The sequence below is a fragment of the Microbacterium sp. genome (assembly GCF_041641055.1).
GTDB lineage: Bacteria > Actinomycetota > Actinomycetes > Actinomycetales > Microbacteriaceae > Microbacterium.
Window position 1 is genome coordinate 1 of record NZ_JBEPZB010000047.1, and the last position, 15,258, is coordinate 15,258.

Consider the following 15,258-nt stretch of genomic DNA (forward strand, 5'->3'; position numbering starts at 1 on the left):
CCGCTCGGCAGCTCGACGGCGCGGGCCAGCACCTGGCGGGTGGTGCGCTCGGCGCGGCGGCGGTCGACCAGCTGGAGCCGGTAGATGCCGCCGTCCTGCGGCTCTTCCTGCGGCCAGGCGCCGATGTTGCCCGCGACGTAGCGGCCCTCGGCATCGACCAGCAGGTAGAAGCTCGAACGGTCGGGGTCGTGCATCGAGCGGAGCTCGACGAGCTCGACCAGGCTCGGCACGCCGCCCAGGGACTGCGCCTCGAGCAGGCCCTGCGCCTCGGCGTCGATCGTCTCGCGCGCCTGCTGCTCCATGTACTCGACGGCGGCCACGTAGACGAAGGTCAAAAGGGCGAGCGCCGAGGCGCCGAAGGCGAAGGCCCCTCGACGCAGCCGCGCCAAGAAGGCCGACGCCGAGCCGGCTCCGGCCGCAGAGCCCGCTGCGGCTCCTGCCGACGCACCGGCCGCAGCCGCTGAGGCGCCCGCCGCCCCGGCCGCCGAGAGCGCCGAGGGCTCGGACGAGCCGAAGAAGACCACCGGCCGGGGCCGTCGCACCGCCAAGAAGCCGGCGGCCGACGCCGAGCAGCCCGCCGCAGAGAAGCAGTCGGAGGCGGCTCCCGCCGAGTCCGCTCCGTCCGGCGACTCCTCCGACTCCGCAGATGGAGGCGACGAGCAGGGCGGCCGTGGTCGCAACCGCAACCGCAGCCGCAACCGCGGTCGTGGCCAGAACGGCAACGGCAACGGTGGCGAGCAGCAGCAGTCTCAGCAGCAGCCTCAGCAGCAGCAGAACGCCTCCGACGACGAGGGCGGCAATGGCCGCAACCGTCAGCGCAACAAGCGCCGTGGCGGAGTGCCGACCGACGAGTTCGACACCGAGATCGGCGAGGACGATGTCCTGATCCCGATCGCGGGCATCCTCGACGTCCTCGACAACTACGCCTTCGTGCGCACCACCGGCTACCTCGCCGGCCCCAGCGACGTCTACGTCTCGCTCGGTCAGGTCAAGAAGTACAACCTGCGCAAGGGTGACGCGATCGTCGGCGCGATCAAGCAGCCGCGCGAGGGCGAGCAGCAGGGGCGTCAGAAGTACAACGCCCTGGTGAAGGTCGACTCGATCAACGGACTGTCGATCGACGATGCGGCGACCCGCGTCGAGTTCGGCAAGCTCACCCCGCTGTACCCCCAGGAGCGCCTGCGCCTGGAGACGGCACCCGAGAAGCTGACCCAGCGCATCATCGACCTCGTCGCCCCGATCGGCAAGGGCCAGCGCGGCCTCATCGTCGCGCCCCCGAAGGCGGGCAAGACGATCGTTCTGCAGCAGATCGCCAACGCGATCGCGCAGAACAACCCCGAGGTCCACCTCATGGTCGTGCTCGTCGACGAGCGCCCCGAAGAGGTCACCGACATGGAGCGCACGGTCAAGGGCGAGGTCATCGCCTCGACCTTCGACCGCCCGGCAGAGGACCACACCACGGTCGCCGAGCTCGCCATCGAGCGCGCCAAGCGTCTCGTGGAGCTCGGTCGCGACGTCGTCGTGCTGCTCGACTCGATCACCCGCCTGGGTCGCGCCTACAACCTCGCAGCCCCCGCCTCCGGTCGCGTGCTCTCGGGCGGTGTCGACGCTTCGGCGCTCTACCCGCCCAAGCGCTTCTTCGGTGCGGCGCGCAACATCGAGAACGGTGGATCGCTCACCATCCTCGCGACCGCGCTCGTCGAGACCGGCTCCAAGATGGACGAGGTCATCTTCGAGGAGTTCAAGGGCACCGGCAACAGCGAGCTGCGTCTGTCGCGCCAGCTGGCCGACAAGCGGATCTTCCCCGCCGTCGACGTCAACGCGTCGAGCACCCGCCGTGAAGAGATGCTGCTCTCGACCGACGAGGTCAAGATCACCTGGAAGCTGCGCCGTGCCCTCGCGGGTCTCGATCAGCAGCAGGCGCTCGAGGTCGTCCTGGGCAAGCTCAAGGAGACCCACTCGAACGTCGAGTTCCTCGTGCAGATGCAGAAGTCGATCCCGACGCTGCCCTCGGGCGCGCACGGCCACGACAACAACATCCGCTGAGCGGAGCCACCGTGTTCGAGTCCGTCCAGACTCTGATCGACGAGCATCGCCGGGTGCAGGAGGAGCTCTCCGACCCGGCGGTGCACGCCGATGCTGCCCGAGCGAAGCGCGTGAATCGCCGCTACGCCGAGCTGTCGAGGATCGTCGCCGCCTACGAGGCGTGGGTGGCGGCATCCGACGATCTGGAGGCCGCACGCGAGCTCGCCCGTGAGGACGAGGCGTTCGCCGCCGAGATCCCCGCACTCGAGGCAGGGGTCCAGCAGACCCAGGAGCGGCTCCGACGCCTTCTCATCCCGCGTGACCCCGACGACGCCCGCGATGTGATCATGGAGATCAAGGCGGGGGAGGGCGGTGCGGAGTCGGCACTGTTCGCCGCCGACCTGCTGCGCATGTACATCCAGTATGCCGCCTCCAAGGGGTGGAAGACCGAGCTGCTCGAGCGCAACGAGTCCGACCTCGGCGGGTACAAGGATGTCCAGGTCGCGATCAAGGGGTCCTCGTCCGACCCGGCGCAGGGCGTCTGGGCGCACCTCAAGTACGAGGGCGGCGTGCACCGCGTGCAGCGGGTGCCGGCGACGGAATCGCAGGGACGCATCCACACCTCGACCACCGGCGTGCTGGTGTTCCCCGAGGTCGATGAGCCGGACGAGATCGCCATCAACCAGAACGATCTGAAGATCGACGTCTTCCGCTCGTCGGGACCCGGCGGTCAGTCCGTCAACACCACCGACTCCGCGGTGCGCATCACGCACCTGCCGAGCGGCATCGTCGTCTCGATGCAGAACGAGAAGTCGCAGCTGCAGAACCGAGAGGCCGCGATGCGAGTCCTGCGCGCGCGGCTCCTCGCCAAGCAGCAGGAGGAGCTGGATGCCGCGGCATCCGATGCCCGCAAGTCGCAGATCCGCGGGATGGACCGCTCGGAGCGCATCCGCACCTACAACTTCCCCGAGAACCGGATCGCCGACCACCGGACGGGATTCAAGGCGTACAACCTGGACCAGGTGATGGACGGCGCGCTCGAGCCGATCATCGAGAGCGCCATCCAGGCCGACGAAGAGGCGCGTCTCGCGGCTGTCGGCTCGGAGTCCTGAGCGGTCGCACTGCTGACCGGGCCGGAATCCCGACCGGCGCCGCTCGCGAGCACCCCGCCTGATCAGGCGCGGACGGCGTACCGGTGCTCCGGGCGCCCGGTCGCGCCGTAGCGGAGTCGAACTTCGACGACCGTCCGCGCAGCGAGCGCGGCGAGGTGCCGCTGCGCTGTCGCCCGGGAGATGCCGACCCGCTCGCCGACCTCGGCGGCCGAGGCCTCGCCGTCGCCGAGAGCGGCGAGCACCAGCTGCTCGGTCGCGGAGCGTGAGACGGACACAGGTTCGCTCGACCCGTGCAGGATGGCCAGGGCACGATCCGTGTCCTCCTGACGCAGCGGCCGCTCCCCGGCGAGGAGGTTGCGGTAGCGCGAGTACCGGTCGAGAAGATTCGTGAGGGCGCGGCGCTCGAACGGCTTCATCAGGTATCCGACCGCGCCGGAACGCAAGGCGCGTCGCACGGTGGGGCCGTCATCCGCGGCGGAGATGAGGATCGCGTCGACACCCGCCTCCCGCACGAGGGCGATACCGTCCCCGTCCGGCAGGAAGACGTCGGCGACGAGCAGATCCGGTGTGGACGAGCGGAGGCGCTCGCGGGCCTCGTCGATCGAGCGGACCGGTTCGAGCGCGGTGAAGCCAGGCTGGTCGTCGATGATGTCCCGATGCAGCTGACCGACGCGGAAGTCGTCGTCGAGGATCAGGACGCGGAGGGAGTCGGTCATGCTGTCTCCTTCGGAGGGGTCGGGATGCCGGAGACGGCACCGCAGAGTCGGGCGGCGATCACGGCGCCGTGTGCGTCACCGCCGGTGTCGATGATCCACAGGTCCCCGCCCGTGCGGCGGGCGATCTCGCGGGCCAGGGGGAGACCGAGTCCGTGCCCGTGGACGGCGTCGCCGCCGGCCGTGCTCTCGCTGCGGCGATCCGGCTGGGTCCCGCGCTCGTGGAGCTCCAGCGGGTCCTCCCGGCCGAAACCGGCCCCGGAGTCGGCCACCGTGACGACGAGCGCATCGCCGTCTCCGAGCACCGCGACCTCCACCCAGCGGGGCGATCGCGGTCCGGCGACGGCGGCGGTCACGGCATTGTCGATGAGGTTGCCGAGGACCGCGGCGACATCCTCCGCCTCCTCGACCGTGCCGATCAGCTGGCTCTCCTCGGCGATGCGCAGCGCGACTCCGCGTTCGCTCGCCTCGATGCCCTTCGCGCCGAGGAAGGAATGCAGGAATGGATCGCTCAGCAGATCGAGCCCTGCGACGGGGAACGCGACGGAGCCGCGGGCGACGAGCTCGCCGAGGAAGGCGCGCGCATCGGAGATACGGTCCGCGTCGATGAGGCCGGCGGCGACATGCATGCGGTTGGCGAACTCGTGTCGCTGGACGCGCAGCGCTGCGGTGACAGCGCGGACGCTCTCGAGCCGTTCGGTCAGCGCGATGAGGTCGGTGCGGTCCCGGACGATCAGCACGCGACCGAGCGGGCGATCATCGCGCACGACCGGACGGGAGTCGAGATACAGCACGCGCCCGGCGACGACCGTACTGGAGCGGGCGCCGTCTCGTGCCGCGGTCTCGCTGACCGCCGAGGGGAGTCCGAGGTCGGCGAGGGGCTGTCCGATCGGCGCGTCGAGGCCGAGCATCCGATCAGCGGCCGCATTGCTCACCCTGACGACGCCGTTCGCGTCGATGGCGAGGACGCCGTCGTCGACGCCGTTTAGGACGGCGGTCTGATTCTGGACGAGGGCGACGAGCTCCTCGGGCTGCACCCCGAGCGTGAGCCGCTCCCAGCGGCGGCGCAGCAGGAGGAAGGTGAGGAGTGCGAGCGCGAGCGCCGCCGCCGCCGAGACGCCGATCACCGTGAGCAGGGGAGGGAGGTCGTCGAAGACCCCGGTGCGTTCGAACCCGACGCTGACCTCTCCGACGGGCACACCGGCCGCGTCTCGCACGGGCACTTTGGCTCGCGCGGATTCGCCGAGGGTCCCGGTCTGCCAGTCGACGACCTCGTTGCCGGCGAGCACCGCGGCGAACGGGGTGCTGACGACCTCGCCGATGCGCTCGCTCGTGGGATGGGCGAGGCGGATGCCGTCTTCGTCGGTGATCACGACGAAGAGAGCGTCGGTGCGCTCCGCGACGCTCATCGCGATCCGCTGCAGCGGGCCGGACCTCAGCGCCTCGGCATCCGGTCGGTCGCTCTCCGCCGAGATGCGGGCCACCTCCGATCGCACCTGCGGGTCCTCGGCGAGCGTCCTGGCGATCCCCAGAGCCGTCGACTCCGCCTCCGCCCGCAGCTGCTGCACCGCGAGGGCCAGGTAGATGCCGGTGCACAGGGCGACCACCAGCGCGACCGTCGCCAGGTGCAGCAGCAGCGCGCGCGTGGCGAACCGCGGTCTCCTCGTCGTCGACATCGTGCCCCCTTCGCGCAATATGCGCAGAACCCACGGTACGCGCACAACGGCAGTGAATGCGGGATACCGCACCCTGCGGCTGACGATTGCCTAGTCTCGTCAGGATCCGTCGCAGAGGACGGGTCGACGACGAAGGAGTCACCGCATGCCCGATGCACTCACCGGCCTGTTCGCGGCCGCAGAAGAGACGCCCGCGTACGACGTGGCGTTCGTGCCCCCGGAGTGGATCCTCGTGCTGCTCGGATTCACCATGGTGCTGGCGTTCATGACGCTGATCATGACCAAGCGGCTGACGCCCATGGTGGCGTTGATCCTCGTGCCCACGATCTTCGGCCTCATCGCGGGAGCCGGTCTCGGGCTCGGAGACATGATCCTCGACTCGATCGCGACGATGGCGCCGACCGCCGCCCTGCTGATGTTCGCGATCATGTTCTTCGGCATCATGATCGACGTCGGTCTCTTCGATCCGCTCATCCGCGTCATCACCCGGGTGCTCGGTGACGATCCGGCGAAGGTGGTGCTCGGCACGGCGATCCTCGCCGGAGCGGTCTCCCTCGACGGCGACGGGTCCACGACCTTCATCATCACGACCTCCGCCATGCTCCCGATCTATCTCCGGCTCGGCATGAGCCCGGTGGTGCTCACCTGCGTCGCCGGTCTCATGAACGGCACCCTCAACATCGTGCCCTGGGGCGGCCCCACGGTGCGGGCGGCGACCGCCCTCGGCCTCCAGCCCACCGACATCTTCGTCCCGATGCTGCCGGCGCTCGGGGTCGGCATCGTCGTCACCCTCGGCTTCGCCTGGATGCTGGGCCTGCAGGAGCGCCGCCGCCTCGGGCGACTCGACTCCGCAGGGCTCCTCACCGGGACGGATGGTGGCGCCCTGTCGACCGTCCCGAAGCTCTTCCGCGGCGCCGACACGACGCCGGGAGCCCGCGCGGCCCTGCGCACCGGAAACATCGTCGTGGTCGCCGGCGGACACGGTCCCGTCTCGGCGGCGAGCGTCGACCTCGCCGACACCGCCATGGCCGACACCATGCTGGATCCCGCACGACCGACGCTGCGGCCGCGACTGATCTGGTTCAACCTGGCGCTCACGCTCGCCGTCATGGTGCTGCTCGTGATCGACATCATGCCGCTGCCGTACGTCTTCATGGTCGGCGCCGCCGTCGCGCTCCTGGTCAACTTCCGCACCATCAAGGACCAGGCGTCCGAGATCGTCGCGCATGCGCCGAGCATCGTGGGGGTCGTCTCGATGGTGATCGCCGCCGGCGTCCTCGTCGGGGTGCTCTCCGGAACCGGGATGGTGGATGCCATGGCGACGTGGATCACCGATGTCCTGCCCCCGGCGCTCGGACCCTGCCTCGCGCCGATCACCGGGGTGCTGTCGATCCCGTTCACCTTCTTCATGTCGAACGACGCGTTCTACTTCGGCATCCTGCCGGTGCTGTCGCAGAGCGCCGCGTCGTTCGGCATCGATCCTGTCGAGATGGCGCGGGCATCGATCATCGGGCAGCCGGTGCATCTGCAGAGCCCTCTCGTGCCGGCGATCCTGCTGCTGGTGTCGCTCGCGAGCGTGAACCTCGGCGATCATCACAAGAAGGTCCTGTGGCGTGCGGTCATCGTCTCGCTCGTGATGCTCGGGGTCGGCATCGTGTCCGGTGCCATCCCCTTCTTCGTGGCTCAGTGACCGGGCATCCCGTCGCGGCGCGAGCACGGGCGGCGCTATGCTCGGCCCGTGATCACCTTCCTGTTCCGCGCACTGATGTACGTCGTGTCCGCCGGCCTCGGCCTCATCGTCGCCGATCTGGTGCTCGACGGGTTCCAGATCCAGTGGGACCGGTGGTGGGGCTTCGTCGTCTGCATCCTGATCTTCGCGGTCCTGCAGAGCGTGCTCTCGCCCTGGGTGAGTCGGATCGCCGACCGCTATGCGCCGGTCCTGATGGGCGGGATCGGCATCTTCTCCACACTGATCGCGCTCATCGTCGTCGTCCTGCTCCCGATCGGCGGTCTGCGCATCGTCGATCTCGCTGGCTGGCTGCTGGGGTCGGTCATCGTCTGGCTGATCACGGCGCTGGGCAGCGTGCTGCTGCCGTTGATCTTCCTGCGCAAGAAGGTCGACAAGGTCCGATCGCGCCGCGCCTGACCGGGGTGCTCGCTCAGATCGAGTAGTCCGGAGCCGTCAGCATCGCTCGGGTGTCCTCGCCGGTGAGGCGGCTGCGCGGCTTCGCCGGCACACCGACCAGGATGCTGTCGGCGGGAGCATCTCGGGTGACCACGGCGTTGGCGCCGACCACGGAGCCGGCGCCGATCGTGATGGGCCCGAGGATCTTGGCGCCCGCTCCGACCGCGACTCCGTCGCCGAGGGTGGGATGCCGTTTGCCGGCGTCGCGCGTGCGACCGCCGAGGGTCACGCCGTGATAGAGCATCACGTCGTCGCCGATCTCGGCCGTCTCACCGACCACGACACCCATGCCGTGATCGATGAAGAAGCGGCGTCCGATCCTGGCGCCGGGATGGATCTCCACGCCGGTGAGCCACCGCGAGATCTGCGACGTCGCCCGCGCGAGCAGCCGCAGCCTCCGCCGCCACAGCGCATGCGAGACGCGGTGCGCCCAGATCGCGTGCAGTCCGGGGTACAGCAGCGCGACCTCGGCGCCGCTGCGGGCCGCCGGGTCGCGCAGGCGCGCTGCCGCGATGTCCTCGCGCATTCGGCCGATCATGTCCATCGGGTGTTCAGGCCTCGCGCAGATCCTCGTAGAGTGCCGTCGAGAGATACCGCTCGCCGAACGACGGGATGATGACGACGATGGTCTTCCCCGCAGCCTCCGGGCGCTGGGCGACCTGCAGAGCGGCCCAGATCGCTGCACCGCTGGACATGCCCACGAGGATGCCCTCCTTGCTCGCGGTCTCCCGCGCGACACGGATGGCGTCGTCGAAGGTGACGTCGATGACCTCGTCGAGGACATCCCGATCGAGGATGGGCGGCACGAAGTTCGGTCCGATGCCCTGGATCTTGTGCGGTCCGGGGTGTCCCTCGGTGAGGATGGGGGAGTCCTTGGGCTCGACGGCGATGATCTGCACGCCGGGGACGCGCTCCTTCAGCACCTGGCCGACCCCGGTGATGGTGCCGCCGGTGCCGATGCCGGCGACGAAGTAGTCCACCGAGCCCTCCGTGTCGCGGAGGATCTCCTCGGCCGTGGTCCGGCGGTGGATCGCGGGGTTCGCCTCATTGGCGAACTGCTTCGCCAGCACCGCGCCGGGCGTGCGCTCGGCGATGGCCTCCGCCTCGGCGATCGCGTGCGTCATGCCCTTGGTCGGGTCGGTGAGGACGAGCTCGGCGCCGAATGCCTTGAGAAGGAGGCGCCGCTCCTTCGACATCGAGGCGGGCATGGTCAGGATGACCTTGTACCCGCGCGCGGCGCCGACCATCGCCAGAGCGATACCGGTGTTGCCGCTGGTCGCCTCCACGATCGTGCCTCCGGGCTTCAGCTCGCCCGAGGCCTCCGCAGCGTCGACGATCGCGATGCCGAGCCGGTCCTTGACGCTCGATGCCGGGTTGTAGAACTCGAGCTTGGCGAGCACGGTCGCGCCGAGGCCCTCGGTGACCCGATTCAGCCGGACCAGCGGGGTGTTGCCGAACGCCGTGGTGATGTCGGAGTGGATTCCGGTCATGGGAGAGCCTTCCTGTGCGGGGGTGACTGCGGCTCCAGCCTAGGCGAGGGGCCGTGGTGGGGGGTCAATGTGACACCTCGCGCGCTCTACGCTGGGATGATGCCCGACATCTCCCTCGCCTCCGCGGTGCACGCCGCCGCGCAGCGGCTCGCCGACGCCGGCGTCTCGGATCCGCTCGTCGACGCCGAGCTCCTCGCCGGGCACGCGCTCGGTCTGCGCCGCGGCGAGGTGCAGGCCGCGCTGATCCGCGGGGACTCGGTGCCCGAGGAGGAGGCGGCCGTGCTCGAGACACTGGTCGCCCGTCGGGCCACGAGGGAGCCGCTGCAGCACATCACCGGGACCGCGCCGTTCCGGCACCTCGAGCTCGCGGTCGGCCCCGGTGTGTTCGTGCCGCGGCCGGAGAGCGAGACCGTCGTGCAGTACGCGATCGACGCGCTGCTCGGCTCTCCGCTCCCGGCGCCGATCGGCATCGACCTCGGCACGGGCAGTGGCGCGATCGCCCTCGCGATGGCCACGGAGGTGCCGCACTCGCGGATCTTCGCGACCGAGCTCTCGCCCGAGGCCTACCCCTGGGCGGCGCGCAACACCGAGGGCGTGGCCAACCTCACGCTGGTCAACGAGGACCTGGCCCAGGCGTTCTCGGAGTTGGACGGCACCGCATCCGTCGTCATCTCCAATCCGCCGTACGTGCCGGACGCGGCGATCCCGCGCGACCCCGAGGTGCGCCTGTTCGATCCGTCGATGGCTCTCTACGGGGGAGAGGACGGGCTCGACGTCGTCCGCGTGCTGAGCGTGCGCGCGCTCGAGCTGCTGCATCCGGGCGGACTCCTCGTCATCGAGCACGGCGAGCTGCAGGGCGAGGAGATCCGCAGCATCCTCACGCGCGACGGATGGCGTGCGGCGGCGACCCATCGCGATCTCACCCTGCGCGACAGGGCGACCACGGCTCTGCGCCCCTGAGACCGGTCACCGCCTCCACAGACATCGCCCGATAGAATCGCACCGTCATGTCCTCCATCTTCGATTGCGGCGACGAGGCCCAGCTCCTCGCCGGGATGCGCCACGCACGCCAGGCGATCAGCCGCGGCGAACTCATCGTGATGCCCACCGACACCGTGTACGGGGTCGCCGCCGACGCCTTCTCCCCGGCTGCCGTGCAGCGCCTGCTCGACGCGAAGGGGCGCGGCCGCAACCAACCGCCGCCCGTGCTCGTCGGATCGAAAGAGGTCCTGCACGCGCTCGCGGAGTCCGTTCCCGAACCCGTGCAGCGTCTCGTCGACGCCTTCTGGCCCGGCGGGCTCACGATCGTCCTCCCGGCGCAGCCCTCGCTCGCCTGGGATCTCGGCGAGACGCAGGGCACCGTGGCCGTCCGGATGCCGGAGGGGCGTGTCGCGCTCGAGCTGCTGGCCGAGACCGGGCCCCTCGCCGTCTCCAGTGCCAACCTCACCGGCCAGGACGCGGCGATCTCCGCACTGGACGCGGAGCGGATGCTCGGCGACAGCGTCGCGGTCTACCTCTCCGACGGGGTGAGCCGCGACGGCATCGCCTCGACGATCGTCGACGCGACCTCCCTCGTGCCGCGCGGCGCGGAGCCCGTGTCCGGCGGCGTGCGCATCCTCCGCTCCGGTGCGGTGAGCCGCGAGCGGCTGGAGGACGTGCTCGGCGATCTCCTCGAGCCCGCCGTGCAGCTGGCGGAAGCGGACGAGGATTCGTGAAGCAGTATCTCTTCACGATCATCCTCACCGCAGCGATCACCTTCGCGCTGACGTGGGCCGTCTGGCGTCTTAGCCTGCGGTTCAAGCTCTACCCGGGCATCCGCGAGCGCGACGTGCACACCACCCCGACACCGCGCCTCGGGGGAGTGGCGATCTTCCTCGGCATCGCGACCGCGATCGGCGTCTCGGCGGCCAACCCGTTCTTCGCGAACATGTGGATGCCGCCGCAGACCATGTGGTCGATCCTCGCCGCCGCGCTCCTGATCGCCGTCATCGGCGTGGTGGACGACCTGTGGGACCTCGACTGGATGATCAAGCTGGGTGCGCAGTTCCTCGCCGCCGGGATCATCACCGTGGGCGGTGGGCTGCAGATCCTGTCGCTGCCGTTCGGGGACCTGATCGTCTTCTCCAGCTGGCTCAGCATCACGATCACCATGTTCGCGATCGTCATCGTCATGAACGCGGTGAACTTCATCGACGGGCTGGACGGGCTCGTCGCCGGTGTCTGCCTGATCGCGAACGGCGTGTTCTTCGCCTACTCGTACATCCTGACGCGCGACACCGGCGCCTCCAGCTACTTCAACCTCGCCTCCTTCCTCGCGGCGGTGCTGATCGGCGCGTGCCTCGGCTTCCTGCCGCTGAACTGGAGCCCCGCGAAGCTCTTCATGGGCGACTCCGGTGCGCTGGTGCTCGGCCTGCTCATGGCGACATCGGCGATCGCCGTCACCGGGCAGCTCGAGCCCTCAGCGCTCGACCCCGAGCGGCTCGGCCGCTCGCAACTGCTGGGTGCCTTCATCCCGATCCTGCTGCCGCTGCTGGTCGTGCTGCTGCCGCTGCTCGACTTCGGCCTGGCAGTGCTCCGTCGGATGAACGCGGGCAAGTCGCCGTTCTCGCCCGACCGCAAGCACCTGCACCATCGCATGCTCGACCTCGGCCACCGCGATCGTGACGCCGTCCTGATCTTCTACGCCTGGACGGCGGTGATCTCCCTCGCCGTGCTGCTGATGTACGTCGGGGCACGTGAGGACTGGCCGGGGCAGTACATCCCCGGCGTGGTCTTCGGAGTCATCGGGATCGCCGCCTGCCTGGTCATCACCCTGAACCCTCTCCGCCGCCGGAAGCCCGCGGCGACCGCCGAGCCCGACCCGACACCCGTGGAGCCCTCATGAGCCCGAGCCCCGTATCCAGCAACCCGATCCTGCGGAGGACGCTGATCTGGTCCGCGGTCTCCATGGTGGTCCTCGCGATCGTGGCCGGTGGCATCGGCCTGCTCGTCGGCGGCACGGAGGGCCTCGTGAGCGGCCTGCTCGGGGTCGTGCTCGCGATGCTGTTCCTCGGCATCACCGCCCTCAGCATCCTGATCGCCAACCGCTGGTTCGGCGATCCTCTTTACGTGCAGCTGTTCTTCGCGATCGTGCTCGGGGGATGGCTGCTCAAGCTCGGCCTGTTCGTGGTGATCATGATCGTGCTGAGCGGTCAGCCGTGGATCCACCCGATGGTGTTCTTCCTCTCCATCGTCACGGGCGTCGTCGCCACTCTCGTCATCGACGTGATCGTCATCACGCGCATGCGCCTGCCGCACGTCAGCGACGCATCGCTCCCGTCGGAGGTGCAGGACGACCGGGCTCCCGGCGTGCAGCTGCCCACAGTCGTGCCGGAGGATCGGGCACCGGGGCGCCACCACATCGTCGCCGAACCCGTCGACCAGGACGGGCCGGACGAAGCGTCCGCGCGGTCTTAGGACACCCTTTATTCTGATAGTGTTGACACGTGCCCGCCGCTCGCCCGCGAGCGCTTGCGCTTGAAGCACACCGACCATCGTCGCCCCGGTTCTGACCGGTGCCCCGAAGCTGGAGCCCGCGCTGTCCAATCTTGCTGCGACCCTGATGCCCAAACTCGCCTCTGACGGCGAGTTCCACGGACCTTCGATCGACGAGTTCTTCCCGGAGATCCTGTTCAACGCGTTCGGGGTCATCCCCGTCCACCGGATCCACCTCGTCCAGTTCCTCGCCGTCGTGGTCGTGGTCCTGCTCCTGGTTCTCGGAACCCGTCGCATGAAGGTCGTCCCCGGCCGCTTCCAGAGCGTCGTCGAGATGGGACTGGACTTCGTCCGCTCCAACATCGCGCACGACCTGCTCGGGCGCAAGGACGGCAACCGATTCCTGCCGATCCTCACCACCATCTTCTTCATGGTGCTGTTCATGAACATCACGGGAATCATCCCGTTCCTGAACATCGCAGGAACGAGCATCGCGGCCGTGCCGCTGACGCTCGCGCTGGTGAGCTACGTCACCTTCATCTACGCGGGTATCAAGAAGAGCCCGGTGGGCTTCTTCAAGAACGCGCTGTTCCCCGCTGGCGTGCCGTGGCCGGTGTACATCATCGTGACGCCGATCGAGTTCCTCTCGACCTTCATCATTCGGCCCGTCACGCTGATGCTCCGACTCCTGATGAACATGGTCGTCGGTCACATGCTCCTGGTGCTCTGCTTCGCAGCCACCCAGTTCTTCTTCTTCACCGCAGGTGGCGGCTGGGCCGCCCTGGGTGTCGGAACCCTCGCCTTCGGCGGCGCCTTCACTCTCTTCGAGATCCTGGTCGCCGTCCTCCAGGCATACGTCTTCACCGTCCTCACCGCGGTCTACATCCAGCTCGCGGTCGCAGAAGAGCACTAAGCCCACCAGACACTGAGCGGGTCGGCGACTGCCGGCCCACCCAACGAAAGGAAAAACCCGTGGACGCTACTACGGTTCTCGCAGACATCAACGGCCACCTCGCTTCGGTCGGCTACGGCCTCGCAGCCATCGGACCGGCCATCGGTGTGGGCATCGTCGTCGGCAAGACCATCGAGGGTGTCGCTCGTCAGCCCGAGCTGGCCGGCCGCCTCCAGGTCCTCATGTGGATCGGTATCGCCTTCACCGAGGCGCTTGCATTCGTCGGCATCGCCGTCGGATTCATCCCCTTCCCGTAATCTCTACCGACTTCTGAAGGAGACAGGATGCTGAACGCTCTTGTCACGAACCTCGCAGCAGAGGGTGAAACACCCAACCCGCTGATCCCTGCGTGGTACGACATCATCTGGTCGGGTCTGTGGTTCCTCGTCATCCTCATCGTCGTGTGGAAGGTCGCCCTTCCGAAGTTCACGGCGATGCTCGACAAGCGGTCAGCCGCCATCGAGGGCAACATCGCCAAGGCCGACGAGGCCCAGAAGCAGGCTGAGGCCGCGCTCGAGGAGTACACCCGGCAGCTCGCCGAGGCGCGCACCGAGGCCGGCGAGATCCGCGAGGCCGCCCGTGAGGACGGCAAGAAGATCGTCGCCGAGGCCAAGGAGGCAGCGTCGAGCGAGGCTGCTCGCATCACCGCGACCGCGCACACGCAGATCGAGGCCGAGCGGCAGACCGCCCTCGTCTCGCTGCGCAGCGAGGTGGGCTCGCTCGCGATCGACCTCGCCGGCGGCGTGGTCGGCGAGACGCTCTCCGACGATGCCCGTGCGACCGCGGTCGTCGATCGCTTCCTCGCCGACCTCGAAGCATCCGAGAAGGCGGCTCAGTAATGGGCAGCGCGACCACTCAGGCACTCGCGGCATCCATCCAGACGCTTGCCGCAGCGAAGGACGTCACCCTCGACACGGCGCGGGAGCTGTTCGCAGCCGCACGCGCCGTGGCGGAGTCGTCCCAGCTGAGCGGCGCGCTCGCCGACCCCGCGGCTCCGGCCGTGGCGCGACAGAACGTCGTCGCAGCGGTGTTCGGCGGGTTCTCCCAGGGTGCGCAGAGCGTCCTGAGGACCGTCGTCGCCGAGCGCTGGTCGAAGGCTTCCGAGCTGGTCGACGGCATCGAGGAGCTCGCGATCCGAGCTGCGGCGATCGCCGAGCCTCAGGCGGACATCGGGGGAGAGCTCTTCGGCTTCTCCCGCGTGATCGCCGCGAACGCGGAACTCGAGCTCGCGCTCGGCAGCCGCCTCGGGGGAGAGGACGCCAAGGGTGCGCTCGTCGAGAAGCTGCTCGCGGGCGGTGTCAGCGATGCGGCCGCTCTGATCGTCTCGTCGCTGGTGCGCCAGCCCCGCGAGCGTCGGGTCCGCCAGATGCTCAACCGGGCAACGCGCATCGTCGCAAGTCAGGGCGACCGCGTGGTGGCGACGGTGCACAGCGCCACGCCGCTCACCGACGCACAGCGCACCCGCCTCAGCGCCGCACTCTCGCGTCGCTACGAGGGCACGGTGTCGCTCAACGAGGTCTCTGACCCCGCCGTCGTCGGAGGCCTGCGCGTGCAGATCGCCGATGACGTCATCGACGGCAGCATCTCCGCCCGTCTCGCCGATCTTCGCCAGAAGCTCGCCGGCTAACACG

15 protein-coding genes and 1 pseudogene are annotated in these 15,258 nt (G+C 69.2%); 12 read left to right on the forward strand and 4 right to left on the reverse strand.

Annotation, left to right across the window (positions count from 1 at the left end; translation table 11 throughout):
• Positions 1–339 precede the first annotated feature (339 nt).
• Together rho and prfA are read left to right on the forward strand one after the other, a co-directional pair.
• A pseudogene (rho, locus tag ACESK8_RS17170) lies at positions 340–2,046 on the forward strand (transcription termination factor Rho); the annotation flags it as partial.
• Positions 2,047–2,057: 11 nt separating this feature from the next.
• Entirely contained in the window at positions 2,058–3,137 is a 1,080-nt protein-coding gene (gene prfA / locus ACESK8_RS17175) for a peptide chain release factor 1 (protein ID WP_372969720.1), read from the forward strand.
• Positions 3,138–3,199: 62 nt separating this feature from the next.
• On the opposite strand, the gene ACESK8_RS17180 is transcribed toward prfA, so the two are convergent.
• The gene (locus ACESK8_RS17180; protein ID WP_372969721.1) at positions 3,200–3,853 is read right to left on the reverse strand and encodes a response regulator; all 654 of its coding nucleotides are present in this window, start codon (positions 3,851–3,853) and stop codon (positions 3,200–3,202) included.
• The gene (locus tag ACESK8_RS17185) at positions 3,850–5,526 is read right to left on the reverse strand and encodes an ATP-binding protein (RefSeq protein WP_372969722.1); all 1,677 of its coding nucleotides are present in this window, start codon (positions 5,524–5,526) and stop codon (positions 3,850–3,852) included. Before ACESK8_RS17185 ends, ACESK8_RS17180 begins: the two co-directional genes overlap by 4 nt.
• A gap of 145 nt (positions 5,527–5,671) precedes the next feature.
• On the opposite strand from ACESK8_RS17185, the gene ACESK8_RS17190 reads away from it, so the two are divergent.
• Positions 5,672–7,216 carry a CitMHS family transporter gene (locus tag ACESK8_RS17190; protein ID WP_372969723.1) on the forward strand — a complete coding sequence of 515 codons (1,545 nt, stop codon included), beginning with the start codon at positions 5,672–5,674 and terminating at the stop codon, positions 7,214–7,216.
• A 48-nt stretch (positions 7,217–7,264) separates the two neighbouring features.
• Positions 7,265–7,672 carry a hypothetical protein gene (locus ACESK8_RS17195; protein ID WP_372969724.1) on the forward strand — a complete coding sequence of 136 codons (408 nt, stop codon included), beginning with the start codon at positions 7,265–7,267 and terminating at the stop codon, positions 7,670–7,672.
• 13 nt (positions 7,673–7,685) lie between these two features.
• On the opposite strand, the gene epsC is transcribed toward ACESK8_RS17195, so the two are convergent.
• The gene (epsC, locus tag ACESK8_RS17200; RefSeq protein ID WP_372969725.1) at positions 7,686–8,255 is read right to left on the reverse strand and encodes a serine O-acetyltransferase EpsC; all 570 of its coding nucleotides are present in this window, start codon (positions 8,253–8,255) and stop codon (positions 7,686–7,688) included.
• Between the two features lie 7 nt (positions 8,256–8,262).
• Positions 8,263–9,201: a cysteine synthase A gene (gene cysK, locus ACESK8_RS17205; RefSeq protein ID WP_372969726.1), complete on the reverse strand. Its 939-nt coding sequence runs from the start codon at positions 9,199–9,201 to the stop codon at positions 8,263–8,265.
• A gap of 99 nt (positions 9,202–9,300) precedes the next feature.
• On the opposite strand from cysK, the gene prmC reads away from it, so the two are divergent.
• The 8 genes from prmC (at position 9,301) to ACESK8_RS17245 (ending at position 15,254) form a co-directional block, all read left to right on the forward strand.
• Positions 9,301–10,161, forward strand: coding sequence for a peptide chain release factor N(5)-glutamine methyltransferase (gene prmC / locus ACESK8_RS17210; RefSeq protein WP_372969727.1), 861 nt, complete (start codon positions 9,301–9,303; stop codon positions 10,159–10,161).
• A 47-nt stretch (positions 10,162–10,208) separates the two neighbouring features.
• Positions 10,209–10,916 (forward strand): L-threonylcarbamoyladenylate synthase, encoded by a 708-nt coding sequence (locus ACESK8_RS17215; protein WP_372969728.1) that lies wholly within the window; start codon positions 10,209–10,211, stop codon positions 10,914–10,916.
• Entirely contained in the window at positions 10,913–12,085 is a 1,173-nt protein-coding gene (locus tag ACESK8_RS17220; protein WP_372969729.1) for an MraY family glycosyltransferase, read from the forward strand. The genes ACESK8_RS17215 and ACESK8_RS17220 overlap by 4 nt, the downstream gene beginning before the upstream one ends.
• Positions 12,082–12,657 carry a hypothetical protein gene (locus ACESK8_RS17225; RefSeq protein WP_372969730.1) on the forward strand — a complete coding sequence of 192 codons (576 nt, stop codon included), beginning with the start codon at positions 12,082–12,084 and terminating at the stop codon, positions 12,655–12,657. The genes ACESK8_RS17220 and ACESK8_RS17225 overlap by 4 nt, the downstream gene beginning before the upstream one ends.
• Before the next feature lie 145 nt (positions 12,658–12,802).
• Entirely contained in the window at positions 12,803–13,588 is a 786-nt protein-coding gene (gene atpB / locus ACESK8_RS17230) for a F0F1 ATP synthase subunit A (RefSeq protein ID WP_372969731.1), read from the forward strand.
• A 59-nt stretch (positions 13,589–13,647) separates the two neighbouring features.
• Positions 13,648–13,884 (forward strand): ATP synthase F0 subunit C, encoded by a 237-nt coding sequence (atpE, locus tag ACESK8_RS17235; protein ID WP_042541851.1) that lies wholly within the window; start codon positions 13,648–13,650, stop codon positions 13,882–13,884.
• Between the two features lie 27 nt (positions 13,885–13,911).
• Complete coding sequence (locus tag ACESK8_RS17240) at positions 13,912–14,466, forward strand: F0F1 ATP synthase subunit B (RefSeq protein WP_053095759.1); 555 nt, start codon at positions 13,912–13,914, stop codon at positions 14,464–14,466.
• On the forward strand, positions 14,466–15,254 hold the full coding sequence (locus ACESK8_RS17245; protein ID WP_372969732.1) for a F0F1 ATP synthase subunit delta: 789 nt from the start codon (positions 14,466–14,468) through the stop codon (positions 15,252–15,254). Before ACESK8_RS17240 ends, ACESK8_RS17245 begins: the two co-directional genes overlap by 1 nt.
• The last annotated feature ends 4 nt before the right edge of the window (positions 15,255–15,258 follow it).

Coding starts and splice junctions, on each gene's coding strand:
- ACESK8_RS17240 (WP_053095759.1), top strand. CDS start 13,912: ATGCTGAACGCTCTTGTCACGAACCTCGCAGCAGAGGGTGAAACACCC.
- epsC (WP_372969725.1), bottom strand. CDS start 8,255: ATGGACATGATCGGCCGAATGCGCGAGGACATCGCGGCAGCGCGCCTG.
- ACESK8_RS17190 (WP_372969723.1), top strand. CDS start 5,672: ATGCCCGATGCACTCACCGGCCTGTTCGCGGCCGCAGAAGAGACGCCC.
- atpB (WP_372969731.1), top strand. CDS start 12,803: ATGCCCAAACTCGCCTCTGACGGCGAGTTCCACGGACCTTCGATCGAC.
- ACESK8_RS17180 (WP_372969721.1), bottom strand. CDS start 3,853: ATGACCGACTCCCTCCGCGTCCTGATCCTCGACGACGACTTCCGCGTC.
- cysK (WP_372969726.1), bottom strand. CDS start 9,201: ATGACCGGAATCCACTCCGACATCACCACGGCGTTCGGCAACACCCCG.
- ACESK8_RS17185 (WP_372969722.1), bottom strand. CDS start 5,526: ATGTCGACGACGAGGAGACCGCGGTTCGCCACGCGCGCGCTGCTGCTG.
- prmC (WP_372969727.1), top strand. CDS start 9,301: ATGCCCGACATCTCCCTCGCCTCCGCGGTGCACGCCGCCGCGCAGCGG.
- ACESK8_RS17215 (WP_372969728.1), top strand. CDS start 10,209: ATGTCCTCCATCTTCGATTGCGGCGACGAGGCCCAGCTCCTCGCCGGG.
- ACESK8_RS17225 (WP_372969730.1), top strand. CDS start 12,082: ATGAGCCCGAGCCCCGTATCCAGCAACCCGATCCTGCGGAGGACGCTG.
- ACESK8_RS17245 (WP_372969732.1), top strand. CDS start 14,466: ATGGGCAGCGCGACCACTCAGGCACTCGCGGCATCCATCCAGACGCTT.